Origin of the sequence: Clostridium acetireducens DSM 10703 (genome assembly GCF_001758365.1) — a bacterium.
GTDB lineage: Bacteria > Bacillota > Clostridia > Clostridiales > Clostridiaceae > Clostridium_C > Clostridium_C acetireducens.
On record NZ_LZFO01000033.1, the window covers coordinates 1 to 21,296 of the forward strand.

Below are 21,296 nucleotides of genomic sequence, written 5' to 3' on the forward strand. Positions count from 1 at the left end.
ATAAAGATAATATACTCTCAATAAAATCATTAGTTGCTTAATCTATAGTTTGTTTTTTAAAAATTTAATATTTATAACTTAAGGTCAGTATTTAATTTTTTAAACTATTAGTTTTGCAATCAACTATATTTATCATTAAGTGCTACTATTCCTGGTAATTCCTTTCCTTCTAGGAATTCAAGTGATGCTCCACCACCAGTAGATATATGTGTCATTTTATCGCCAAAACCTAATTGGTTTACAGCAGCAGCACTATCTCCTCCACCTATTATAGTTACTCCTTTTGATTCTGCCATAGCTTCTGCTACTTTCATAGTTCCTTTAGCAAAGTTTTTAAATTCAAATACTCCCATAGGTCCATTCCAAACAATTGTTTTTGATTCTTTTACTGTTTTTGCAAATAAATCTGCTGTTTTAGGTCCTATATCTAGTCCTTCACAGTTAGCTGGTATATCTCTTCCTTCTGAAATCCTAGGTTCTGCATTTTCATCAAATTTTTCTGCATAAGTTACATCTACTGGAAGTAATAATTTAACTTTTTTATCTTCTGCCTTTTTCATCATATCTCTTACATAATTTATTTTATCTTCTTCAAGAAGTGAATTTCCTATTTCATGACCTAATGCTTTTAAGAAAGTATACGCCATGCCTCCTCCTATTATTAAAGTATCTACTTTTTCAAGCAAACTATTTATAACTCCTAATTTATCTGAAACCTTAGCACCACCTAATATTGCTAAGAAAGGTCTTTCTGGATTTTCTACAGCATTGCCTAAAAAGTTTAATTCTTTTTGAATTAAATATCCGCATACAGAAGTTTCTACAAATTTAGTAACTCCTACAGTAGAACAATGAGCTCTATGGGCTGTACCAAAAGCATCATTTACAAATACATCTGCTAAAGACGCTAATTCTTTTGAAAATTTATCTTCATTTTTTGTTTCTTCTTTTCTAAATCTAGTATTTTCAAGTAATACTACATCTCCATCTTCCATTTTTTCTACTGATTTTTTAGCATTTTCTCCTACTACTATATCATCTTTTGCAAATACTACTTCTTTTTCTAACATTTCTGATAATCTTTTAGCAACAGGTGCTAGGGATAATTCTGGTTTTACTTCTCCCTTTGGTTTTCCAAGATGTGAGCAAAGTATTACTTTTGCTCCTTTATCTATTAAATATTTAATTGTTGGAAGTGCTCCTACAAGTCTATTTTCATCAGTTATTACTCCATCTTTTAGTGGTACATTGAAATCACATCTAACTAATACTTTTTTACTTTTTACATCTACATCCTCAATAGTTTTTTTGTTAAAATTCATAAGTATATCTCCTTTCACTTTTAAGTTATATTATTTAATAAATAATATATAACAAATAATATATATGTCCATATACATTATACTATTTAAATTTATAATTGAAAATTATAAATTATAAATGTTTCAAATTTATAATTTAAATTCTAAAAAAGGTTTGGTATACAAAATAACCAAACCTTTAGTGCATTTACATTTTACTAGCAATGTATTTTGTTAAATCTGCTAATCTTTGAGAATACCCGTATTCATTATCATACCAAGATAATACCTTAACTAATCTATTTTTCATAACCATAGTAGATAACCCATCTATTATGGAAGATCTTGAATCCCCTCTATAGTCTACAGAAACTAAAGGTTCTTCAGAAAATCCTAAAATTCCTTTTAAATCTGTTTCTGATGCTTTTTTTAGAGCTGAATTTACATCATCTATTGTTACATTTTTAGATACTTCACATACTAAATCTGCACAAGATACAGTAGGTGTAGGTACTCTAATTGCTAATCCGTTTAATTTTCCTTTTAATTGAGGCAAAACTAAAGCTACTGCTTTAGCTGCTCCAGTAGTAGTGGGTATCATAGATTCAGTGGCAGCTCTAGCTCTTCTTAAATCTTTATGGGGCTGATCTAATATTCTTTGGTCATTAGTAAAAGAATGTATTGTTGTCATAAGCCCTTTAACTATTTCAAATTCTCTATCTAAAACTTTAGCAAAAGGAGCTAAGCAATTAGTTGTACAGGAAGCATTAGATATTATATTGTGTTTTGAATTATCATATTTTTCTTCATTTACACCCATTACTATAGTTATATCTTCATTTTTAGCTGGAGCAGATATTAATACTTTTTTAGCTCCAGATTCTAAATGAACTTTTGCTTTTTCAGCATTGGTAAAAGCTCCTGTACATTCTATTATTATATCTACTCCTTCTTCTCCCCAATGTATATTTTTAGGATCTCTTTCTGCAAAAACTTTAATTTCTTTTCCATTTATAGTAATAGAATTTTCTGTTGACTGAATATTACCTTCATATTTACCATATAGAGAATCGTACTTTAGAAGGTGAGCTAAAACTGCAGGATTACTTAAATCATTTATAGCAACTACCTCTAAATCTTTTTCTATTATTAAATCCTTAAATACCCTTCTTCCTATTCTTCCAAACCCATTTATAGCAACCTTAACCATAAATTTACCTCCTAAATAAGTATTAAAAATACTTTTATTATATAATTGTTTTTTTATTGCTATTTTTTTAATATTAATTATACAGTTACTTTTATTTTTTCTATTTAATTGTTTTTTATACCTACACAAAAAGTTAAAATATATCATAGTAATTAAGTTTTTGAATAAAAGCTTAATTACTATGATATATTTTAACTTTTTTAATTTACTTATACTTATTTCAAAAAATATAAAATTTTAATAGTCCTCTATAAAAAATACTCCACAAGCTCTTGGACCAGCATGTACACCTACTACACATCCTACTTCACATTCTATAAAATAATTATTATTCTCATCTAGTTTATTTCTTAATATTTCTAAAATATCTTTGTTTTCTACATGTAACAGTACTATAGGTTCTTTTCCATTAGTTTTTAGTTTTTCTAGAGTATCTACTATTAATCTAACTGCTTTTTTACTGCCACGTACTTTGTTTTTTACTTTCATTTCTCCATCTTCTACAGTAAGTATAGGTTTAATTCCTAGTATATTTCCAATAATACCTGCAGTTTTAGATAGTCTTCCACCTTTTACAAGGTTATCTAAAGTTTCAAAGGCTAGTACACTTTTTACATGAGGTATTGTATTTAATATCTCTTTTTCAATTTCTTTTATGCTAAGTCCTTCTTCTCTTAATCTGCAAGCTTTCATTACCAATAATCCTAGTCCTGAAGTTACATTTTGAGAATCTATTACTACTATATCATCAGTTTGTAACATGCTTTTAGCAATGCAAGCTGATTGATAAGTTCCACTCATTTTAGATGATAAATGTATGGATAAAATTTTATAACCCTCACTTAAATATTTTTTATAACATTGAACAAATTTTTGAGGATTAAATTGTGTTGTAGTAGGAAAAATATTGGAGTTTTCCATCTTATTTAATAGTTGTTTTAAATTTATATCTAATCCATCAGTGTAAGTTTCCTGTCCAAAATTAACTAACAGTCTAAGTACATCAATATTATATTTTTCTACTACTTCTTTGGGCAGGTCAGCAGTGCTATCTGTTACTATTTTAATTTTATCCATTTCTCTAAAACCCCCTATCTCATATTTGGGAAATTCATCTGCCTTAATGCTTCATAAACTACAATGGCTACTGAATTAGATAAATTCAATGATCTTGTAGTTGTACTTATCATGGGAACTTTAATACAATTATTTGGTTCACTTTCCCTTATATCATCTGGAAGTCCTGCTGATTCTTTTCCAAATACAATAAAATCTCCATCTTTAAATTGAACATCTGTATAATATTTTTTAGCATGAGTAGTAGAAAAATAGAAATTTGAATTTTTATATTTATTTTTTAATTCATCAAAAGAATCATAAATGCTAATATCTAAGTGTTTCCAGTAATCCATTCCTGCTCTTCTTAAATGTTTTTCCTCTAAACTAAATCCTAAAGGTTTTATCAAATGAAGCTTACTGTTTGTAAGCACACAAGTTCTCCCTATATTTCCTGTATTTTGAGGAATCTCTGGCTGAAATAATACTATATTTAAACTCAAATGTTTTTCCTCCATTCTTCATTAAAATAATTCTAACTATAACAAATATATTACTCCATTATGTAAAATTAGTAAAGCACGTACATTTTTAATAATTTTGTAATTTATATTAGTATGAATTGGTTAATTTTTAATCTAAAATAAATTTTTCTATAGCTTTAGCTACTCCATCATTATTATTAGTATCAGTTATGTAATCTGCATTTTCTTTTACATAATCTTCTCCATTTTTCATTGCTATGCCTAATCCTGCATATTCTAACATAGATAAATCATTTTCACTGTCTCCTATGCATATTATATTGTCCTTATGTAAATTATAGTAAGAAGATAATATTTTTACTGCATTGCCTTTAGATACACCTTTATTCATTATTTCAAAATTATATTTGCTAGAACTTACTACTTCAAAACCTTCAATAGCAGACATTTCTTTTTTTGCCTTAATTAACTTTTCTTTATCTTTTTCTATTATTATACATTTAAGAATTTCATCTTTATACTTATTAAAAGTATCTTCCCATTTTTCTACTAGTGTTATATTTATTTTTTTATCTTTAGGTAATCCTTCATTCATTTTTGAATAAACTGCAGAAGAAAATACTAGTTCTCTTGTAAGTATACTATTATATGTATTAAAATGCATATATATATTATATTTATTTAAAACATTTACAATTTCTTTACATTTTTCAACTCCTAATAAAGATTTATATATTACTTTATCTTTATCTTTTTCTCTTATATAAGCTCCATTAGAAGCTATTACAGGGGTTTTAACACCTATTAAATCTGAGTAGTAATCAGCAGATATAAATAGTCTGCCTGTAGATATTACTATATTTACACCTTTTTCTTTTGCTTTTTTTATAGTTTTTAAAGTTCTTTCACTAATTTTTTTATCATCGTTTAAAAGAGTTCCATCCATATCTATACATACTAATTTGTATTTCATAAAATATTTCATCTCCTTATAATAAAAAACAAAAAATTATTTAAATTTTATTTTTATAATTTAAAATTCATTTATTGTAATATTTTTCAATTATCGAATTATATTATAACATATGTATAAAAAAAAAATAAATAAAGACATAATAAGACTAGCTATATTATGTCTTTATTTAAATGTAATTATGCTATTAGGATTTTTTATTGCTTGTACTATTAGAATTATTATCTTGATTTTTCTGTGGATTCTGAGGGTTTTGTGGTTTTTGAGGGTTTTGTGGTTTTTCAGGAACTCCACCTTTATTTATGTCTTTTGAAGGTTGTTCTTTTTCATCCTTCTTATCTTCTTCTTTAGTAGGTTTCTTAGTTCCTTTTTTCACAACACCATTTATAGGTCTATAAAAATCATTGGATATAATTTCTGTTTCTATTAATTTGTCATTTTCATAAGTGTTTTTATAAACTTTTACCTTATACCCTGTTTGAGAACCTTGCTCAACTTCTATTTTTCCTTCAGATAAATTAGCATCTTCTATAGTAGTTACTGTAGGCTCTATAGTTTGGTATACTTCTGAAAATATTTCATGCCTTCTTTTATTTAAAGATGAATTAGAATAAATATTAAATCCTATTAATCCTCCATTAGCATATCCTTCAATATATATAGGATAAGGAAGAGTATTTTTAAATTTATAGTCTATATTTCCATAATCTACAGTAGCATCTCTTCCTAAAGGTACATAGCTTGAACGCATAGTATGGTGAGTCCTTTCTGTAGGCTTTATATTAGATTTAAGTATAGCATTATAAAGAGTAGAAGATACTTGGCATACTCCTCCGCCTAATCCTGATTCTACTTGTTCTCCAATTATTACTGGAGCAGCTTTATATCCCCTTTCTGCTGTCCTTTCGCCAACTACATCATTAAAACTAAATTCTTCTCCAGGCATTACAGTAGTTCCATTTATACTTTCCGTTGATAATGCTACATTATGTGCTCTGCTATAAGAAGATATTGAACCATAATCTGTACTATAAGAAGCTATTTTTGCATTTATAGGTTTTAATTTTTCTTCTAAAATATGAGGCTTTATTATATTCATTTTAGCTTTTACTAATACTTTTTCTTTTACGTGTCCATTTATTTCTTTTAAAATTTCCTTTTCAAGAAGGTTTTTTTCTATTTTAAATCCATTTTTATGTTTAATTATTTTTATATTATTTCCTTCTATATCTAGCATAGCATTTTTAGGTTGTACATTTACTTCCTTTTCCATGTTATTTATATAATCTCTTAATTTTTCTTTTTTATAATCTGTCTTTACTTTTATAGTTACATTTTTAGGCTTCTTTATTAATTTGCTTTTATAAAATATATTTAAATTTTTTCCATAAGAAAAAGCTTCTTGCAATGCATTAGAAGCATCTATTTTTACATCTAAATCAGAATATTTCAAAACATATTCTTTATTAGGAGTATGAACTTTTATTTGTTTACTAGCTAAATTATTTTTGTATTTTTCTTTTAAAATTTCTTCTGCTTGTTTTTTAGTTTTTCCTCCTAAATTAATATTTTCTATACTTACTCCTGGATAAATTAAGTTGTTCCATTTTTTTAGATATGAACTTATATATGTGGCATAAGATATTATAAAAACTATTAAAAAAATAAGTCCTAAAAAAATAAATTTAGTATATTTACTATTAATATACTTTTTTATAGGCTTTTCCATAAAAATTCACTCCTCAAATATTATAATAAAAATATCTATAAATACATAACTCACCATATAGTATACGTATTTAAATAAATTAAGTTTCAATATTTATTTTATACTATTTCTATATATAACTCTATTATCAAATATTAAAAAAGTTGATACTATATAATGCTTAAAAATTTTATGGCATTATATAAAATCAACTTTTAATTGATTTTTTTATATAGTAGCTATTCCTTCTTTTATGGCTACTTCTTTTACTGCCTCTGCTACTGCATCACAAACTCTTTTATCAAAAGCATCTGGTATTATATAATCCTCTTTTAACTCTTCCTCTTTTATTAAATTTGCTAATCCTTTTGCTGCTGCTAGTTTCATATTTTCATTTATCTCTTTAGCTCTTACTTTTAAAGCACCTTTAAATATTCCTGGGAATATTAAAACATTGTTTATTTGGTTTGGAAAATCCGATCTACCAGTACCAATAACTCTTGCTCCTGCTTCTTTTGCATCTTCTGGCATTATTTCTGGTATAGGATTAGCCATAGCAAATATTATACTATCTTTAGCCATACTCTTTACCATTTCTTTTGTAACTACACCTGGTGCAGATACTCCTATAAATATGTCTTTTCCTTTTATTACATCTTTAAGCTGTCCTTTTTCTTTATCTTTATTTGTAATCTTAGCAATTTCCTTTTTGGAGTTATTAAGTTTGTTATCTCCTTCTACTATGGCTCCTTTGCTGTCACACATTACTATATTTTTAGCTCCTGCATAAATTAATAATTTGCATATAGCTATACCTGCTGCACCTGAGCCATTAATTACTATTTTAACATCTTCTAGTTTCTTTTTTACTATTCTTAATGCATTATAAACTGCTGATAAAACTATTACTGCTGTTCCATGTTGATCATCGTGAAATACAGGAATATTTAATTCTTTTTTTAATTTTTCTTCTATGTAAAAACATTCTGGTGCTTTGATGTCTTCTAAATTTATTCCTCCAAATACAGTAGATATTATTTTAACAGTTTTTATTATTTCATCTGGATCTTCTGAATCTATACATATAGGAAAGGCATCTATTCCTCCAAATTCTTTAAATAATAGAGCTTTTCCCTCCATTACAGGAAGTCCTGCTGCTGCTCCTATATTGCCAAGACCAAGTACTGCTGTTCCATTTGTAACTATAGCTACAGTATTGCCTTTTATTGTATAGTCATATATTTTTTCTTTATTTTTAGCTATTTCCATACAAGGTTCAGCTACCCCAGGGGTATAAGCTATAGATAAATCATGTCTATTTTCTACATTGATTTTGCTTACTACTTCAAGCTTTCCTTTGTTTTCTTTGTGGACTTTTAATGCTTCTTCTTTTACGTTCATTATTTTTCTCCCTTCTTTGATGTTTTAATTTTATTGTTTTCTACTTCATTATAATAATTACAATATTTATTTAAAGCACATTCACTACACTTAGGATTTCTAGCCTTGCATATAAGTCTTCCATGCCATATTAGATAGTGATGTGCTTTGCTCCACATAGATTTTTGTATATTTTCCATAAGAGACTTTTCTACTTGATCTGGATTTTTACCTATTCCTATACCTATCCTATTAGATACTCTAAACACATGAGTGTCTACAGCTATAGCTGGAATACCATAGGCATTTGAAAGCACTACATTAGCAGTTTTTCTTCCTACACCAGGTAATTTTAAAAGTTCTTCTCTAGTTTTAGGTACTTCTCCATTATAATCTTTTAATATTTTTTCTGTAGCTGATAATATATTTTTGCTTTTATTTTTATATAATCCACAGCTTTTTATTTTTTCACCTAATTCTTCTGTGGATAATGTTAATATTTTTTGTGGATTATCATATTTTTTATATAGTTCTTCAGTAACTGCATTTACCCTTACATCTGTACATTGAGCTGATAGAATAGTTGATACCAATAATTGATAAGGTGTTTCAAATTTTAGTGCACATTTAGCTTCAGGGTAATTTTTTTCTAATATTTTAAGAATTTCATCTACTTTATTTTTATTCATAATATCACCACTTTATAAAAATACTCTTAAATAAAATATATCCTGTCTTTATTATGACAGGATTTTAAGCTATTTATATATTCCTCTATAGCTTTCTGGAAGCAATTTTGCTATACTTTTCATAATAATATTAAGCATTTTTTCTTCATATTCGTGTTTACCTTCATTACTTTCTTTATCAGGGAAATTTATAGCTTTGCCTATATTTAATTTTACTTCAGCATGTTGAAATTTTTCTGCTCCCATATCATTATCATTTATAGGCAATAATTTTTCTGTTCCCCAAATGCCTATAGGAACCATAGTAGCTTTACCTAATCTTTGCATTAATACTACTCCTTTTTTTCCTTCAATCATACTTGCAGTTCTACTACGAGTTCCTTCAGGAAATATAAGTACATTATTCCCTTTTCGTATGGTTTTAATTATATTTGATATAGCTTCTTTATCAGCAGTATTAGGTTTTATAAATATTGTATTAGTTAATTCTAATCCTAATTTTGTTAAAGGAGTACTAGCTAATTTAATTCCTGCTACAAAAGTTAGCTCTTGATTTTTTAGCACTTTATTTAATATTAATGCATCTGAATTGCTTAAATGGTTGCAAACAAATATTATAGGCTTTTTTATATTTTTTAAATTTTCTATTCCTTTTACTTCTATTTTAGCATATTTATTTATATATTTATTTAATAATTTATTAGATATTTTATGAATTATTTTTTTAGGTAAACACTGCATAATCTTAATCATCATTGGAGAAATCATTTATCATCCACCTTTCATTATTACTTTTATTGCTGCATTTAATACAATTTATATATTAATTATAGTTTGAAAATATATAAAAGTCTATTATAATGCTTTTTTGCATAAATAAGATGAATGAATTCTCTATATTAAAAATATATTTAGGTTGTTGAATAAAAAATCATTGATATAATTTGCAGATAAAAAATAATTAAAAATAATCTTTATAAAAATAATAAGACAGCATCATAAAGAGAGTTTGTAAATAAATCATTTCATTAAGACACTCTAAGAATAAAAAATAAAAAAACTCCTACCCAATTTATGCCCCGTCCTTGGGGCGGAAATTGGCTCATCACGTCCTGTGATGAATTACGGAGTTTTTTTATTTTTTCTTCTAAGATTGTCTAAAATTCATTCAAATTATTTACAAACTCTCTTTATGATGCTGTCTTATTATTTTTTATCTGCAAATTATATCAATGATTTTTTATTCAACAACCTAAATATATTTTCCTCTTCAAAATTATTCTCAATACCCTTAATTTTTTATATCATCATTTCGTTATATATTTCTCTTTTTTCTCCCCTATAGTCTTCAATTTCTATTATTGTTTTTTCTTGTTTATTGTGATATCTAACTATTTTGCCTGGTATACCTACTACAGTAACATGAGCTGGAACATCTTTTAATATTACTGAATTAGCCCCTACTTTTACTCCATCTCCTATAACTACTGGTCCTAATACCTTTGCACCACTTCCTATAAAAACATCATTTCCTACAGTAGGATGTCTTTTTCCTGTATCTTTGCCTGTTCCTCCTAATGTAACTCCATGATAAAGAGTTACATTATCCCCTACTTCTGCAGTTTCTCCTATTACTACACCCATACCATGGTCTATAAATAAACCTTTTCCTATTTTAGCCCCAGGATGTATTTCTATACCTGTTAAAAATCTAGCAATTTGTGATATTAATCTAGCTGTAAAAAACATTTTAATTTTGTAGAAAAAGTGAGATATTCTATAAAAAATTATTGCATGTATACAAGGATATAATAAAAATACCTCTAAACCGTTTCTAGCTGCAGGATCATTTTTTAATACATTTTTTATATCATATCTAAGAGTTTTAAACATAATTTTTCACCCTCCAATAAAAGATTTTTAATCATACAATCCTGTGGATAAATACTTTTCTCCTCCATCTGGAGCTACAGTAACTACTTTTTTACCTTTACCTAATTTTTTAGCTATTTTTATTGCAGCTGCAATATTTGCCCCAGAGGATATGCCTACAAGTACACCTTCTTTTTTACCCATAAGTCTTGCATATTCATAGGATTCTTCATCAGATATTGTCATTACTTCATCTACAAATTCTTTATTATAAATATCTGGTATAAATCCTGCTCCTATTCCTTGTATTTTATGAGGTCCTGGTTTTCCCCCTGATATAACTGGAGATTTTTCTGGCTCTACTGCTATAACTTTTACATCTTTATTCATTTCCTTTAATTTTTTTCCTATTCCTATAAGAGTTCCTCCTGTGCCTACTGATGCTACAAATACATCTACGTTTTTTATATCTTCTAATATTTCTTCTGCAGTAGTTTCATAATTCTTTTGTGGATTAGCTTTATTTGAAAATTGCTGAGGTATATAGTAGCCTTCCTTTCCTTTTACTATTTCTTTAGCTTTATCTATAGCACCTTGCATACCCTTTATTCCTTCTGTTAATATTAGTTCTGCTCCATAAGCTTTTATCATATTTCTTCTTTCTACACTCATGGTATCTGGCATTATTATTATTACTTTATATCCTTTTAATCTTCCTACCATAGCAAGTCCTATTCCTGTGTTTCCACTTGTTGGTTCAACTATTGTGTATCCTTTTTTTAATAAACCTTCTTTTTCTGCTTTTTCTATCATTCCTAAAGCTGCCCTATCTTTTATACTTCCTCCTGGATTAAATTTTTCAAGCTTAACATAAACTTCTGCCATATTATCCTCTATAATTTTATTTAATTTTAACAAAGGCGTTTTGCCTATCATATCTACTATATTGTTATATATCATATATTTTCCTCCCTAATAAAATTATTGTTTATTTTACACATTTTTATATTTTATTTTAAAATAAAAAAACTTCGTCTCATAGAGACGAAGTTATACTTCGCAAATCCACTCTAGTTAAAGTTAGATTGTAGTTCAAGTACCATTCTATACTCTATCACTATAACGGGTGAAACCGCTGCAGCCTACTTAATTTCGGTGCATTACTCCGAAGGGCACTTCATTTAAAATTCCTTTAAGAACATCTCAGCCAATAGTTCTCTCTCTGTAAATTCCATTTAAATTACTTTCCTTCTTCAATGTATTTAATTTCTGTATTGTTTTTTAATCTTTAATATTTATTATATTATATATTTTCAATTTGTCAACCTATTTATCTGCAAAATCTATGTTTTCCTATAACTTTTATTAAAGGTCTAGACCAAATCCATTTACTTGTAGCAGTAACTGGATTAAAGTAGTAAAGAGCTCCTTCTGATGGATCCCATCCATTTAAAGCATCCCTAGCTGCATTTACAGAGCTTTGCTCTAAAGCTGCGTTTATTTGACCATCTGCTATAGCAGTATAAGCTCCTGGTTGATAAATTACTCCTGCTATAGTTGATGGAAATTGGGGACTTCTTGTTCTATTTAGTACTACTGCTCCTACCGCTACTTGACCTTCATAAGGTTCTCCCCTAGCTTCTCCATTTATAAGTCTAGCTAATAAAGCTACATCTGGATTGGTTAATGTTTTACTAGTAGATGATGTATATGTAGTTTTAGTATTTATACCTAAAGCCTGTAATGTAGCATCTCCAACTACCCCATCTACTTTCAATCCATTTTTACTTTGGAATTTCTTTACTGCAGTAAAGGTTTTATATGCATAAATTCCATCTATATTTCCATCATAGTATCCCCAATTCTTAAGCTTTTTTTGTATAGTGTAAACTAAATCTCCTCTTGAACCATAATAATAAGTTATAGCCTTAGCTGCATTTTTATAAGGAGCTATATACACTGTGGATGCTGAATATGAAATCAATATAGCTAATATAAATACTATGGCTTCTTTCCAAGTAAAGTTAGTATTTTTATATTTCACAATACTCCACCCCTTCTAAATGCTATATATTTTATGTTTTTTATAAATTAATAAATTATTTTATATATCTATTTTGTTCATTTAAATTAAAATAATACATTTTATATTTTACTAATAAATTTTTTTAAAACAGCATTTACTATATTATTAGTTTGTTGAATAAAAAATCATTGATATAATTTGCAGATAAAAAATAATTAAAAATAATCTGTGCAAAAATAATAATACAGACCCATAAAGAGAGTTTGTAAATAATTTGAATGAATTTTAGAGAATCTTAGAAGAAAAAATAAAAAAACTCCGTAATTCATCACAGGACGTGATGAGCCAATTTCCGCCCCAAGGACGGGGCATAAATTGGGTAGGAGTTTTTTTATTTTTTCTTCTTAGATTGTCTTAATGAAATGACTTATTTACAAACTCTCTTTATGGGTCTGTATTATTATTTTTGCACAGATTATTTTTAATTATTTTTTATCTGCAAATTATATCAATGATTTTTTATTCAACAAACTAATAATATTAAAACAAATTTTAATACAGGAATTTTCATTTTATACTATTTTTCAAATTATTGTTTACTATTTCTGGAGATCCTAAATCATCCCATACAACAATTGTGTTTGAATAATTTTTATTTAATAAATTATATATTGGGGTTGCTATCTTTTCTATGCCAAATCTTCTGCATAATGCTAATACTCCTGTATCTATTGCTATAACTTTTAATTCTCCAGCTATTTGAGCTATTCTAACATCATTTACTTTTATAATTTTTTTATTATTAATATCTACTATTTGTTTATTTAAAAGGTGTTTTGAAAGTAAATAAGAATAAGTTCTAGGTATTATACCTCTAACTCTATTTACTTTAATTATTATATTTCCCTTTTCCTCAAAAAAATCTATATTCTTAAATTCGTAATTAAATATATCTCCTCGTCTTTTGATTTTATATCCTATTATTTTAGGGTAATTTTCTTCTGATGTTACATACATATCTACTAATTTTCCTATTGGTTCTCCAAACTCATCATATACCTTTTTGTTTAAAATTTGACTTAGAAAAAGGCTTGATAATTTTTTCATAAATATCCCTCCTGCACAAAGTACAGAGGGACATTTGATTATAGAAAAAAATATGGAGAAATTAAAGTGTCCCTCTATACAATTTTAAATTTTTAATTTCTAACGACCTCCCGCTATAAGGTCCACTTTCCATTTTAAAATCACCTCATACATTAATTTTATTCAACAAAAAAGAAGCTTTTAAAGCTCCTAAACCAACAAATAATTATTTATTATAGTTATTATTCGTAGAGTTTTAGCACTATACAGCTTTGGAATAAATCCAGCTACATTAAATAAAACCTTAGTTCGATAATATTTGTTAACCCATTGGCATCTCTCGATGTTTCCGGGTAGTAGCGTGTATCCATATAGGAGCCTCACCTAACACTAATATTAAATTATAACATGTATTAAATTACTTTACATTATAATTATAATATAAATATTTGAAAATGCAACTATAAAATCTTAAATTTATTCAACATTCCTCATTATCTTATTGTAATTCATTATTCATTATTTATGCTTTCAAATTTAAAGTGTTTTATATTTTTTCTATATTATTATATACATAGTTTAAATTTAAAGTTCATATTTTAACATTATTGTGCTAATATTATTAATAAATATTTTATTAATATTAGATTGGAGAGTAATTTATGAATAATTCTTTCTTACCAATATGCGTGGAAGATTTAAAGGATAGAGGAATAGACCAATTAGATTTTATAATAGTAACTGGTGATGCCTATGTAGATCACCCTTCTTTTGGCACTGCAATAATATCTAGAGTACTTGAAAGCCAAGGTTTTACTGTAGGTATTATACCACAACCTAATTGGCACTCAGTAGAAGATTTTAAAAAACTAGGAAAACCTAAATTAAGTTTTTTGGTTAATTCTGGTAACATAGATTCTATGGTTAACCACTATACAGCTTCAAAAAAAAGAAGACACGATGATTTTTATTCACCTGGTGGAAAATCTGGTTATAGGCCTGATAGAGCTGTAATTGTTTATTGCAATAGAATAAAAGAAGCTTTTAAAGATGTACCTATAATAATAGGCGGTATTGAAAGTAGTTTAAGAAGATTTGCTCATTATGATTATTGGGATGATAATGTGAGAAGAAGTATATTAATGGATTCAAAATCAGATTTACTTATATATGGCATGGGTGAAAAACCTATAATACAAATAGCAAATCTTTTAAAATATGGAATGAATATAAAAGATATAACAGATGTAAGAGGTACTGTGTTTATTTCTAATGACATAAAAGATTTAAAAAATTATATGGAAGTTCCTTCTTTTGAGGAAGTTTCTACAAATAAAAAATCTTATGCTGAAAGTTATAAAATACAGTACTATGAACAAGATGCTATAAAAGGTAATACTATAGTACAAAAACATGGAGATAGATACATTGTTCAAAATCCACCTCAATTTCCATTAACAAAAGAAGAAATGGATTGGGTTTATAGTTTACCTTATGCTAGAAATTTTCATCCTATTTACGAAAGTAAAGGCGGTATACCTGCTATAAAAGAAGTTAAATTTTCAATAACTAGTCATAGAGGATGTTTTGGTTCCTGTTCTTTTTGTGCTTTAACATTTCATCAAGGGAGAGTTATTCAAAATAGAAGTGAAGATTCTATATTAGATGAAGCCAAAAAAATAACAAAGTATAATGATTTTAAAGGATATATACACGATGTAGGAGGACCTACTGCAAATTTTAGACATAAAGCTTGTAAAAAACAAGAATCTTTAGGCGTTTGTAAAAATAGACAATGCTTATTTCCTACACCTTGTAAAAATTTAATTATAAATCATAAAGAATATTTAGATTTACTAAAAAAAGTTAGAAAACTTCCCGGTGTTAAAAAAGTATTTATTCGTTCTGGAATAAGATATGATTATTTAATTTATGATAAAAACGATGAATTTTTTGAAGAATTATGTAAGCACCATGTAAGTGGTCAATTAAAAGTAGCACCTGAACACATAAATAATAAAGTTTTAAATTTAATGGGTAAACCTAAAAAAGAAGTTTATAATAAGTTTGTAAAAAAATATTTTAATATTAATAAAAAATTAAATAAAAAACAATATTTAGTTCCTTATCTTATGTCTAGTCATCCTGGTAGTGATTTAAAAGCTGCTATAGAATTGGCAGAGTACATAAGAGATATGGGATATACTCCTGAGCAAGTACAAGATTTTTATCCTACACCAGGTAGTTTGTCTACAACTATGTATTATACAGGTTTAAATCCATTAACAGGCGAAAAAGTATATATACCTAAAAAACAACATGAAAAAAATATGCAAAGGGCATTGCTACAATTTTCTGTTCCATCAAATTATAAATTGGTAAAAGAAGCTTTAATAAAAAGTAATAGGACAGATTTAATAGGAAATAGCCCTAATTGTTTAATTCCAAATAAACCTTCTGTAAAAAAAGGTAAAAAAAAGAAAAAATATTAATTTATAAAAATAAATAATAATACAGTATAAAATATGCTGCATTATTATTTATTTTTTTGTATTACTTGATTTAATGAATAATTAAAAGTTATAGACCACATTAATTCTGATAATATAATATGTGGCAAAATTCCTATAGCCGTAATATCTAATATTATAGCTATTATAGTAAATGCAGAAGAAATCAATATTAAAAATAATCCTTTTTTATTTACACCATTTTTTAAAATAAAATTTAGAGATAAAATTATAAATACTAAATTAATTATTATTTTTGTAACATCTACATAAATTTGATTTAGTAAGTTTATTGTATAACCATAATGTAAATTCCAATTCACAGTACCATTGCTTTTTAAAATAAAAATAGTGTATATAACTGCAATTACAAAACTAACTTTTAATATATTTATAAATTTTATTTTATTATTTCTTATAAATATATAAAAAGATATTAAAAAGAATATAGGTAAACATATTAAATTTAAAAATAAAATTGGTTTAAGAAGATATAAATTCTTTATGTTTTCAGAAAAAAACAATATGAATAAACATATATATCTAAACATAAAAGCAATTATTGAAAACAAGGACAAACGCTTTATTTTTGTAGGAGTATAAAAGCTTATATATAAACTATCAAATAAAATAGCAATAATAAAAAATATTGTACATATATAAATATAAAAATTCATAAATACCACCTATAATTATTTATACATTACTTATTTTTATTATTGATATGTAAAAATTATTACTTTATTTAATCATTTTTTACACCTAGTACTTCTAGACCACCTTTTATACATTCTATGCAAAGAGGAAAATCGGGACCTCTTTCTCCATCTATGTCTGTAACAATATCTTCATCACATTCTATTTTTAATTTATTAGTTTTAAAGTATAAAAGACCATTTACATCTTCTAAATGCTCACCTTTAAGCATTTTTATAAATAGCTGTATTATATCTTTTAGCATTCCAGCCTTTATTATTATTACATCTAAAAGCCCATCATCTATTTCTGCTTTATATGCAAATTTAAAATTCCCTGCTGTTTGTCCATTAAATATTAACATTAAGTACATGTAGCCATCAAATTCATTATTTGAAGAAAAAACTTTTACTTTTAATTTTCTAAGATTAGGTAGCTGTTCTATTCCTTTAACATAATAAGCTAACTTTCCCATAGTATTTTTTAAGTTAACATCTGTTTTTTGAGATACATCAGTAAATAACCCTGTACTGGCAACATTAATAAAAAACTTATCATTTATTTTACCAATATCTACTTTTCTAGATTTACTGTTTAATATTTGTTCACAAGCCCTCTCTACATTTTCAGGCATACCAATAAATTTAGCAAAATCATTAGCTGTTCCTGAAGGCAATATTGCTATAGGTAAATTTATATTATTATGCTTTATGTAATTTACTACATTATCTACAGTGCCGTCTCCACCAGCTACTAAAATATAATCATAAGAGATTTTATCATTTTCATTAAAAGCCTCAGATATTTGTGAATTTTTATCTATTCTAAAAGGTTCTACTACATATTTATATTTTTGGTGTATCTTTACTACAGTATCTATTTGATTTAATATATTTCTTTCTCCGGAATAAGGATTATAAATAAATTTTACTCTTTTCATTTCAAGTCTCTCCTATATATTTTAGTAATAATATTATATATTATTTTAATTTAATAAAATGTATATTCTTTAATTTTTACATTTACTATAATAATTATAACATTTAAAATAGCAAATCTACAATGCCTCAGTACATACACATACTCTATAAATATTATTAAATCCTCGGTTAACCGAGGATTTAATAATATTTATAGAGTAGGGGAAGCTGGTTCCGAAATATCACTTAAGGCATCTCCTGCTTCATTTTGAAGTTTAGGCTGCACAGCTATATCACCTAAAGATACCATTCCTACTATGTTATTCCCTTCTACTACAGGCAATCTTCTTATTTGTCTTTCGCTCATTAAACTAGAAGCTTTATTAATATCCGTATTTGATTGAACTACTACAGGATTAGAACTCATTATTTCTCTTACAGTTTGATTCTTTACATTTTTACCTTGAGAAACAGACCTTAATGCAATATCTCTATCTGTTACTATGCCTACAACCTTATTTTCACTGCAAACTGGAACAGAGCCTATATCATATCTTTTCATGCACTGTGCAGCTTTTTCTATAGAGTCTTCTGCTTTTAATGTAACTACATTACTTGTCATTATATCTTTAACATTCATAAATAAGACACCTCCTGTAAGTATTATGCCCCATAAATTAATTATTACATGTGTAATAATTTGTAAAATATAAATTTTTTATTAATAATGTTAACAAAAAATTATTATATTTATAAAAAAAAGCTATTAATTTATTCTTAAAAATAAGTTATAATATAGAAACAGTATATATAATCATATTTCAAAAATATGGTTAATATTTTTTAGGAGTGATAAAAATGGCAAAAGCCAAACAAGCTATTCCAAATATTTTTACTCTTACAAATCTTTCTTGTGGTGTAATATCCTTATTGATGACATTTCAAGCAAATTATCTATTAGCAGCTATATTTATATTATTAGCTTGCTTAGCAGATAGATATGACGGAAGAGTGGCTAGATATTTACAAGTATCCAGCGAATTAGGAAAAGAGTTGGATTCATTAGCAGATTTAGTATCTTTTGGAGTGGCACCTTCATTATTAATGTTTAATATTTATAATTATTCAAATTTAGGAATTATAGGATACTTATTAGTACTACTTTTACCAATTGCAGGTGCTTATAGATTAGCTAGATATAACTCCACTGAATTTGATGGAATATTTAAAGGAGTTCCTATAACTATGTCTGGTGCAGTACTGGCTGTATTTTCTATTTTAACTAGAAATAATCCTGAAAACTTTTTTGTGTTATCTATAATATTAGTATTTTCTTTTTCTTATCTTATGGTAAGTAATATTAAATTAAAAAAGTTTTAATCATATAAAAACCCCTATTTAGGGGTTTTTATATTTTTTAAACAAGAATCTATTTCATCTTGTACATCTTGAATTTTTAATTTGCATTTTATTATATCAGATTTTATTTCACAATAATCTAAATAAGAAGAAGTACATGTATCTAAAGTTTTTATTATATCTCCTATTATATCTCCTAGGTTATTAGCCCTTTTCAAAGCATTCCTTACATCATTTTTTCTAGACAATGCTATACAATTTAATTCTTGAGCTGATGCTACTAATAATCTATAAGAATTAGTAAGATTGTTTAAAAGGTTTGCTAAATTATTTATATCATAATAATAATTTTTAAATACATTTCTGCAATCCATATATTCACCATATAATTTTAGTTTCATAAACATTATATTATACAATATATGTTTTAATTACTATTATCCAAGAATTTCTTTTTTGTATTTCATTCCTGATTCAGTTGCTGCAAGACCACCTAAAGCTGTTTCTCTTAATTCACATGGAAGCTGTTTACCTACTTTATACATAGCTTCAACAGTATCATCAAATGGTATTTTACTATCTACTCCACTCATTACAAGATCTGCTGTTGTTAAAGCACTTACTGCACCAGCAAAATTTCTTTTAGCACAAGGTACTTCTACAAGTCCTGCTATTGGATCACATACTAATCCTAATATATTTTTTATAACTATAGCTGCAGCATTTAATGCTTGTTCTGGAGTTCCGCCCATTAACTCTACCACAGCTGCTGCTCCCATAGCTGCAGCAGATCCACATTCAGCTTGACATCCACCTTCTGCACCAGCTAATGTAGCATTTTTAGCAATTATTATTCCTACACCAGATGCTGTAAATAATGCTTCTACTAATTCATCATCAGTTTTATTTAATTTTTCACCAGCTGTTATAATAACTGCTGGTAGTATTCCACAAGAACCTGCTGTAGGTGAAGCTACTATTCTTCCCATGGCAGCATTTACTTCTGAACATGAAATAGCTCTTGCCATTGCTTTAACCATGAAATCTCCAGTTAAAGTATTTCCTTTTTCTAAATACTCTTGAACTTTATATGCATCTCCACCTATTAAACCACTTACAGATTTAACTTTGTTTTTCAATCCATATTCTGCTGATTCTTTCATTACATTTAAATTTTGTTTCATCTTTTGAAATAATTCTTCTTTTGAAATATTTCTTTCTTTTGATTCTTCATTTAATGTATATTCCCATATTTTTAAGTTTTCTTTTTTACATATTTCTAAAAGCTCTCTGCCATATCTTATCATTATTATTCATCCTCCTTCATAGGATTGATTACTTGTGCTTTCATTACTTTTGGTATACTTTTAATTTTATCTATTATATCTCTAGGTATTTCACTATCTGCTTGTATAACCATGCATGCTGTTTTACCTTTTCCTGTTCTATATACTTTCATAAAAGCTACATTTATATCTTGTTTATATAATAAATCACTTACTTTAGCTATTATTCCAGGTACATCTACATGTTTTGTTATAATAGTAGGATATTCTCCAGTAAATTCTAATTTTTCTCCATCTATTTCAGTTATTATTATATTTCCTCCTCCTATAGAAGAACCTACAATTTCAACAGTTTTATCCTCATCTCTAGTTATGACAAATTTTACTGTATTAGGATGCATATCTTCGCCTAAATCGGTTTCAATAAATTCAAATTCTAATCCTTCTTCTTCAGCTATTTTGAAAGAATCTCTTAACCTATCATCCCAAGGATTCATTCCAAGCATTCCTGCCACTAAAGCCTTATCTGTTCCGTGTCCTCTATATGTTTGAGCAAAAGAACCATGAAGTAAAAATTTTACTTTTTTAATGTTTCCTCCTGCTATCATTTTTGATACTTTAGCCATTCTTGCAGCACCTGCAGTATGAGAACTAGAAGGTCCTATCATTATAGGTCCAAGAATATCAAATGCACTGTATTCTCTCATTTAACACACCATCCTCTATAAAATTTGTTAAA

General features: G+C 26.8%; 21 protein-coding genes, 1 riboswitch and 1 other annotated feature. Of the genes, 2 read left to right on the forward strand and 19 right to left on the reverse strand.

Annotated elements, in window-relative coordinates:
• Positions 1-119: 119 nt before the first annotated feature.
• From CLOACE_RS09405 to CLOACE_RS09465, 13 genes are all read right to left on the reverse strand, one after another.
• The gene (locus CLOACE_RS09405) at positions 120-1,322 is read right to left on the reverse strand and encodes a phosphoglycerate kinase (RefSeq protein WP_070110856.1); all 1,203 of its coding nucleotides are present in this window, start codon (positions 1,320-1,322) and stop codon (positions 120-122) included.
• Positions 1,323-1,509: 187 nt separating this feature from the next.
• Positions 1,510-2,511 (reverse strand): type I glyceraldehyde-3-phosphate dehydrogenase, encoded by a 1,002-nt coding sequence (gene gap / locus CLOACE_RS09410; protein WP_070110857.1) that lies wholly within the window; start codon positions 2,509-2,511, stop codon positions 1,510-1,512.
• A 237-nt stretch (positions 2,512-2,748) separates the two neighbouring features.
• Positions 2,749-3,588 carry a DegV family protein gene (locus CLOACE_RS09415; RefSeq protein WP_070110858.1) on the reverse strand — a complete coding sequence of 280 codons (840 nt, stop codon included), beginning with the start codon at positions 3,586-3,588 and terminating at the stop codon, positions 2,749-2,751.
• A gap of 14 nt (positions 3,589-3,602) precedes the next feature.
• Positions 3,603-4,070, reverse strand: coding sequence for a tRNA (cytidine(34)-2'-O)-methyltransferase (locus tag CLOACE_RS09420; protein ID WP_084027610.1), 468 nt, complete (start codon positions 4,068-4,070; stop codon positions 3,603-3,605).
• A 130-nt stretch (positions 4,071-4,200) separates the two neighbouring features.
• Positions 4,201-5,025, reverse strand: coding sequence for a Cof-type HAD-IIB family hydrolase (locus CLOACE_RS09425; RefSeq protein ID WP_070110860.1), 825 nt, complete (start codon positions 5,023-5,025; stop codon positions 4,201-4,203).
• Positions 5,026-5,212: 187 nt separating this feature from the next.
• Entirely contained in the window at positions 5,213-6,754 is a 1,542-nt protein-coding gene (locus CLOACE_RS09430; RefSeq protein WP_070110861.1) for a VanW family protein, read from the reverse strand.
• A 207-nt stretch (positions 6,755-6,961) separates the two neighbouring features.
• Positions 6,962-8,134 carry an NAD(P)-dependent malic enzyme gene (locus CLOACE_RS09435; RefSeq protein WP_070110862.1) on the reverse strand — a complete coding sequence of 391 codons (1,173 nt, stop codon included), beginning with the start codon at positions 8,132-8,134 and terminating at the stop codon, positions 6,962-6,964.
• Positions 8,134-8,802 carry an endonuclease III gene (gene nth / locus CLOACE_RS09440; RefSeq protein WP_070110863.1) on the reverse strand — a complete coding sequence of 223 codons (669 nt, stop codon included), beginning with the start codon at positions 8,800-8,802 and terminating at the stop codon, positions 8,134-8,136. Before nth ends, CLOACE_RS09435 begins: the two co-directional genes overlap by 1 nt.
• A gap of 69 nt (positions 8,803-8,871) precedes the next feature.
• The gene (locus tag CLOACE_RS09445; RefSeq protein WP_070110864.1) at positions 8,872-9,570 is read right to left on the reverse strand and encodes a lysophospholipid acyltransferase family protein; all 699 of its coding nucleotides are present in this window, start codon (positions 9,568-9,570) and stop codon (positions 8,872-8,874) included.
• Between the two features lie 531 nt (positions 9,571-10,101).
• Positions 10,102-10,695 carry a serine O-acetyltransferase EpsC gene (epsC, locus tag CLOACE_RS09450; protein WP_070110865.1) on the reverse strand — a complete coding sequence of 198 codons (594 nt, stop codon included), beginning with the start codon at positions 10,693-10,695 and terminating at the stop codon, positions 10,102-10,104.
• Between the two features lie 27 nt (positions 10,696-10,722).
• Positions 10,723-11,634: a cysteine synthase A gene (gene cysK, locus CLOACE_RS09455; protein WP_070110866.1), complete on the reverse strand. Its 912-nt coding sequence runs from the start codon at positions 11,632-11,634 to the stop codon at positions 10,723-10,725.
• 77 nt (positions 11,635-11,711) lie between these two features.
• Positions 11,712-11,940, reverse strand: a binding site (T-box leader).
• Between the two features lie 64 nt (positions 11,941-12,004).
• The gene (gene sleB / locus CLOACE_RS09460; protein ID WP_070110867.1) at positions 12,005-12,718 is read right to left on the reverse strand and encodes a spore cortex-lytic enzyme; all 714 of its coding nucleotides are present in this window, start codon (positions 12,716-12,718) and stop codon (positions 12,005-12,007) included.
• A 549-nt stretch (positions 12,719-13,267) separates the two neighbouring features.
• Entirely contained in the window at positions 13,268-13,807 is a 540-nt protein-coding gene (locus CLOACE_RS09465; RefSeq protein WP_070110868.1) for a PRC-barrel domain-containing protein, read from the reverse strand.
• 213 nt (positions 13,808-14,020) lie between these two features.
• Positions 14,021-14,185, reverse strand: a riboswitch (M-box (ykoK) riboswitch).
• A gap of 263 nt (positions 14,186-14,448) precedes the next feature.
• On the opposite strand from CLOACE_RS09465, the gene CLOACE_RS09470 reads away from it, so the two are divergent.
• On the forward strand, positions 14,449-16,278 hold the full coding sequence (locus CLOACE_RS09470; protein ID WP_070110869.1) for a YgiQ family radical SAM protein: 1,830 nt from the start codon (positions 14,449-14,451) through the stop codon (positions 16,276-16,278).
• A gap of 44 nt (positions 16,279-16,322) precedes the next feature.
• Here the strand turns inward: CLOACE_RS09470 and CLOACE_RS09475 are convergent, their stop codons facing one another.
• The 3 genes from CLOACE_RS09475 to CLOACE_RS09485 all read right to left on the reverse strand — a co-directional run bounded on the left by CLOACE_RS09475 (position 16,323) and on the right by CLOACE_RS09485 (position 18,552).
• On the reverse strand, positions 16,323-16,973 hold the full coding sequence (locus CLOACE_RS09475; protein WP_070110870.1) for a hypothetical protein: 651 nt from the start codon (positions 16,971-16,973) through the stop codon (positions 16,323-16,325).
• Between the two features lie 68 nt (positions 16,974-17,041).
• A complete protein-coding gene (locus CLOACE_RS09480; RefSeq protein ID WP_070110871.1) occupies positions 17,042-17,932 on the reverse strand; it encodes a YegS/Rv2252/BmrU family lipid kinase in 891 nt (296 codons plus the stop codon).
• Positions 17,933-18,123: 191 nt separating this feature from the next.
• Complete coding sequence (locus CLOACE_RS09485; protein WP_070110872.1) at positions 18,124-18,552, reverse strand: CBS domain-containing protein; 429 nt, start codon at positions 18,550-18,552, stop codon at positions 18,124-18,126.
• A 218-nt stretch (positions 18,553-18,770) separates the two neighbouring features.
• On the opposite strand from CLOACE_RS09485, the gene pssA reads away from it, so the two are divergent.
• Positions 18,771-19,292 carry a CDP-diacylglycerol--serine O-phosphatidyltransferase gene (gene pssA, locus CLOACE_RS09490; RefSeq protein ID WP_070110873.1) on the forward strand — a complete coding sequence of 174 codons (522 nt, stop codon included), beginning with the start codon at positions 18,771-18,773 and terminating at the stop codon, positions 19,290-19,292.
• 14 nt (positions 19,293-19,306) lie between these two features.
• On the opposite strand, the gene CLOACE_RS09495 is transcribed toward pssA, so the two are convergent.
• From CLOACE_RS09495 to sdaAB, 3 genes are all read right to left on the reverse strand, one after another.
• On the reverse strand, positions 19,307-19,645 hold the full coding sequence (locus CLOACE_RS09495) for a hypothetical protein (protein WP_070110874.1): 339 nt from the start codon (positions 19,643-19,645) through the stop codon (positions 19,307-19,309).
• A 63-nt stretch (positions 19,646-19,708) separates the two neighbouring features.
• Positions 19,709-20,578 carry an L-serine ammonia-lyase, iron-sulfur-dependent, subunit alpha gene (sdaAA, locus tag CLOACE_RS09500; protein ID WP_070110875.1) on the reverse strand — a complete coding sequence of 290 codons (870 nt, stop codon included), beginning with the start codon at positions 20,576-20,578 and terminating at the stop codon, positions 19,709-19,711.
• Between the two features lie 2 nt (positions 20,579-20,580).
• Positions 20,581-21,264: an L-serine ammonia-lyase, iron-sulfur-dependent subunit beta gene (gene sdaAB, locus CLOACE_RS09505; RefSeq protein ID WP_070110876.1), complete on the reverse strand. Its 684-nt coding sequence runs from the start codon at positions 21,262-21,264 to the stop codon at positions 20,581-20,583.
• Positions 21,265-21,296: the final 32 nt, after the last annotated feature.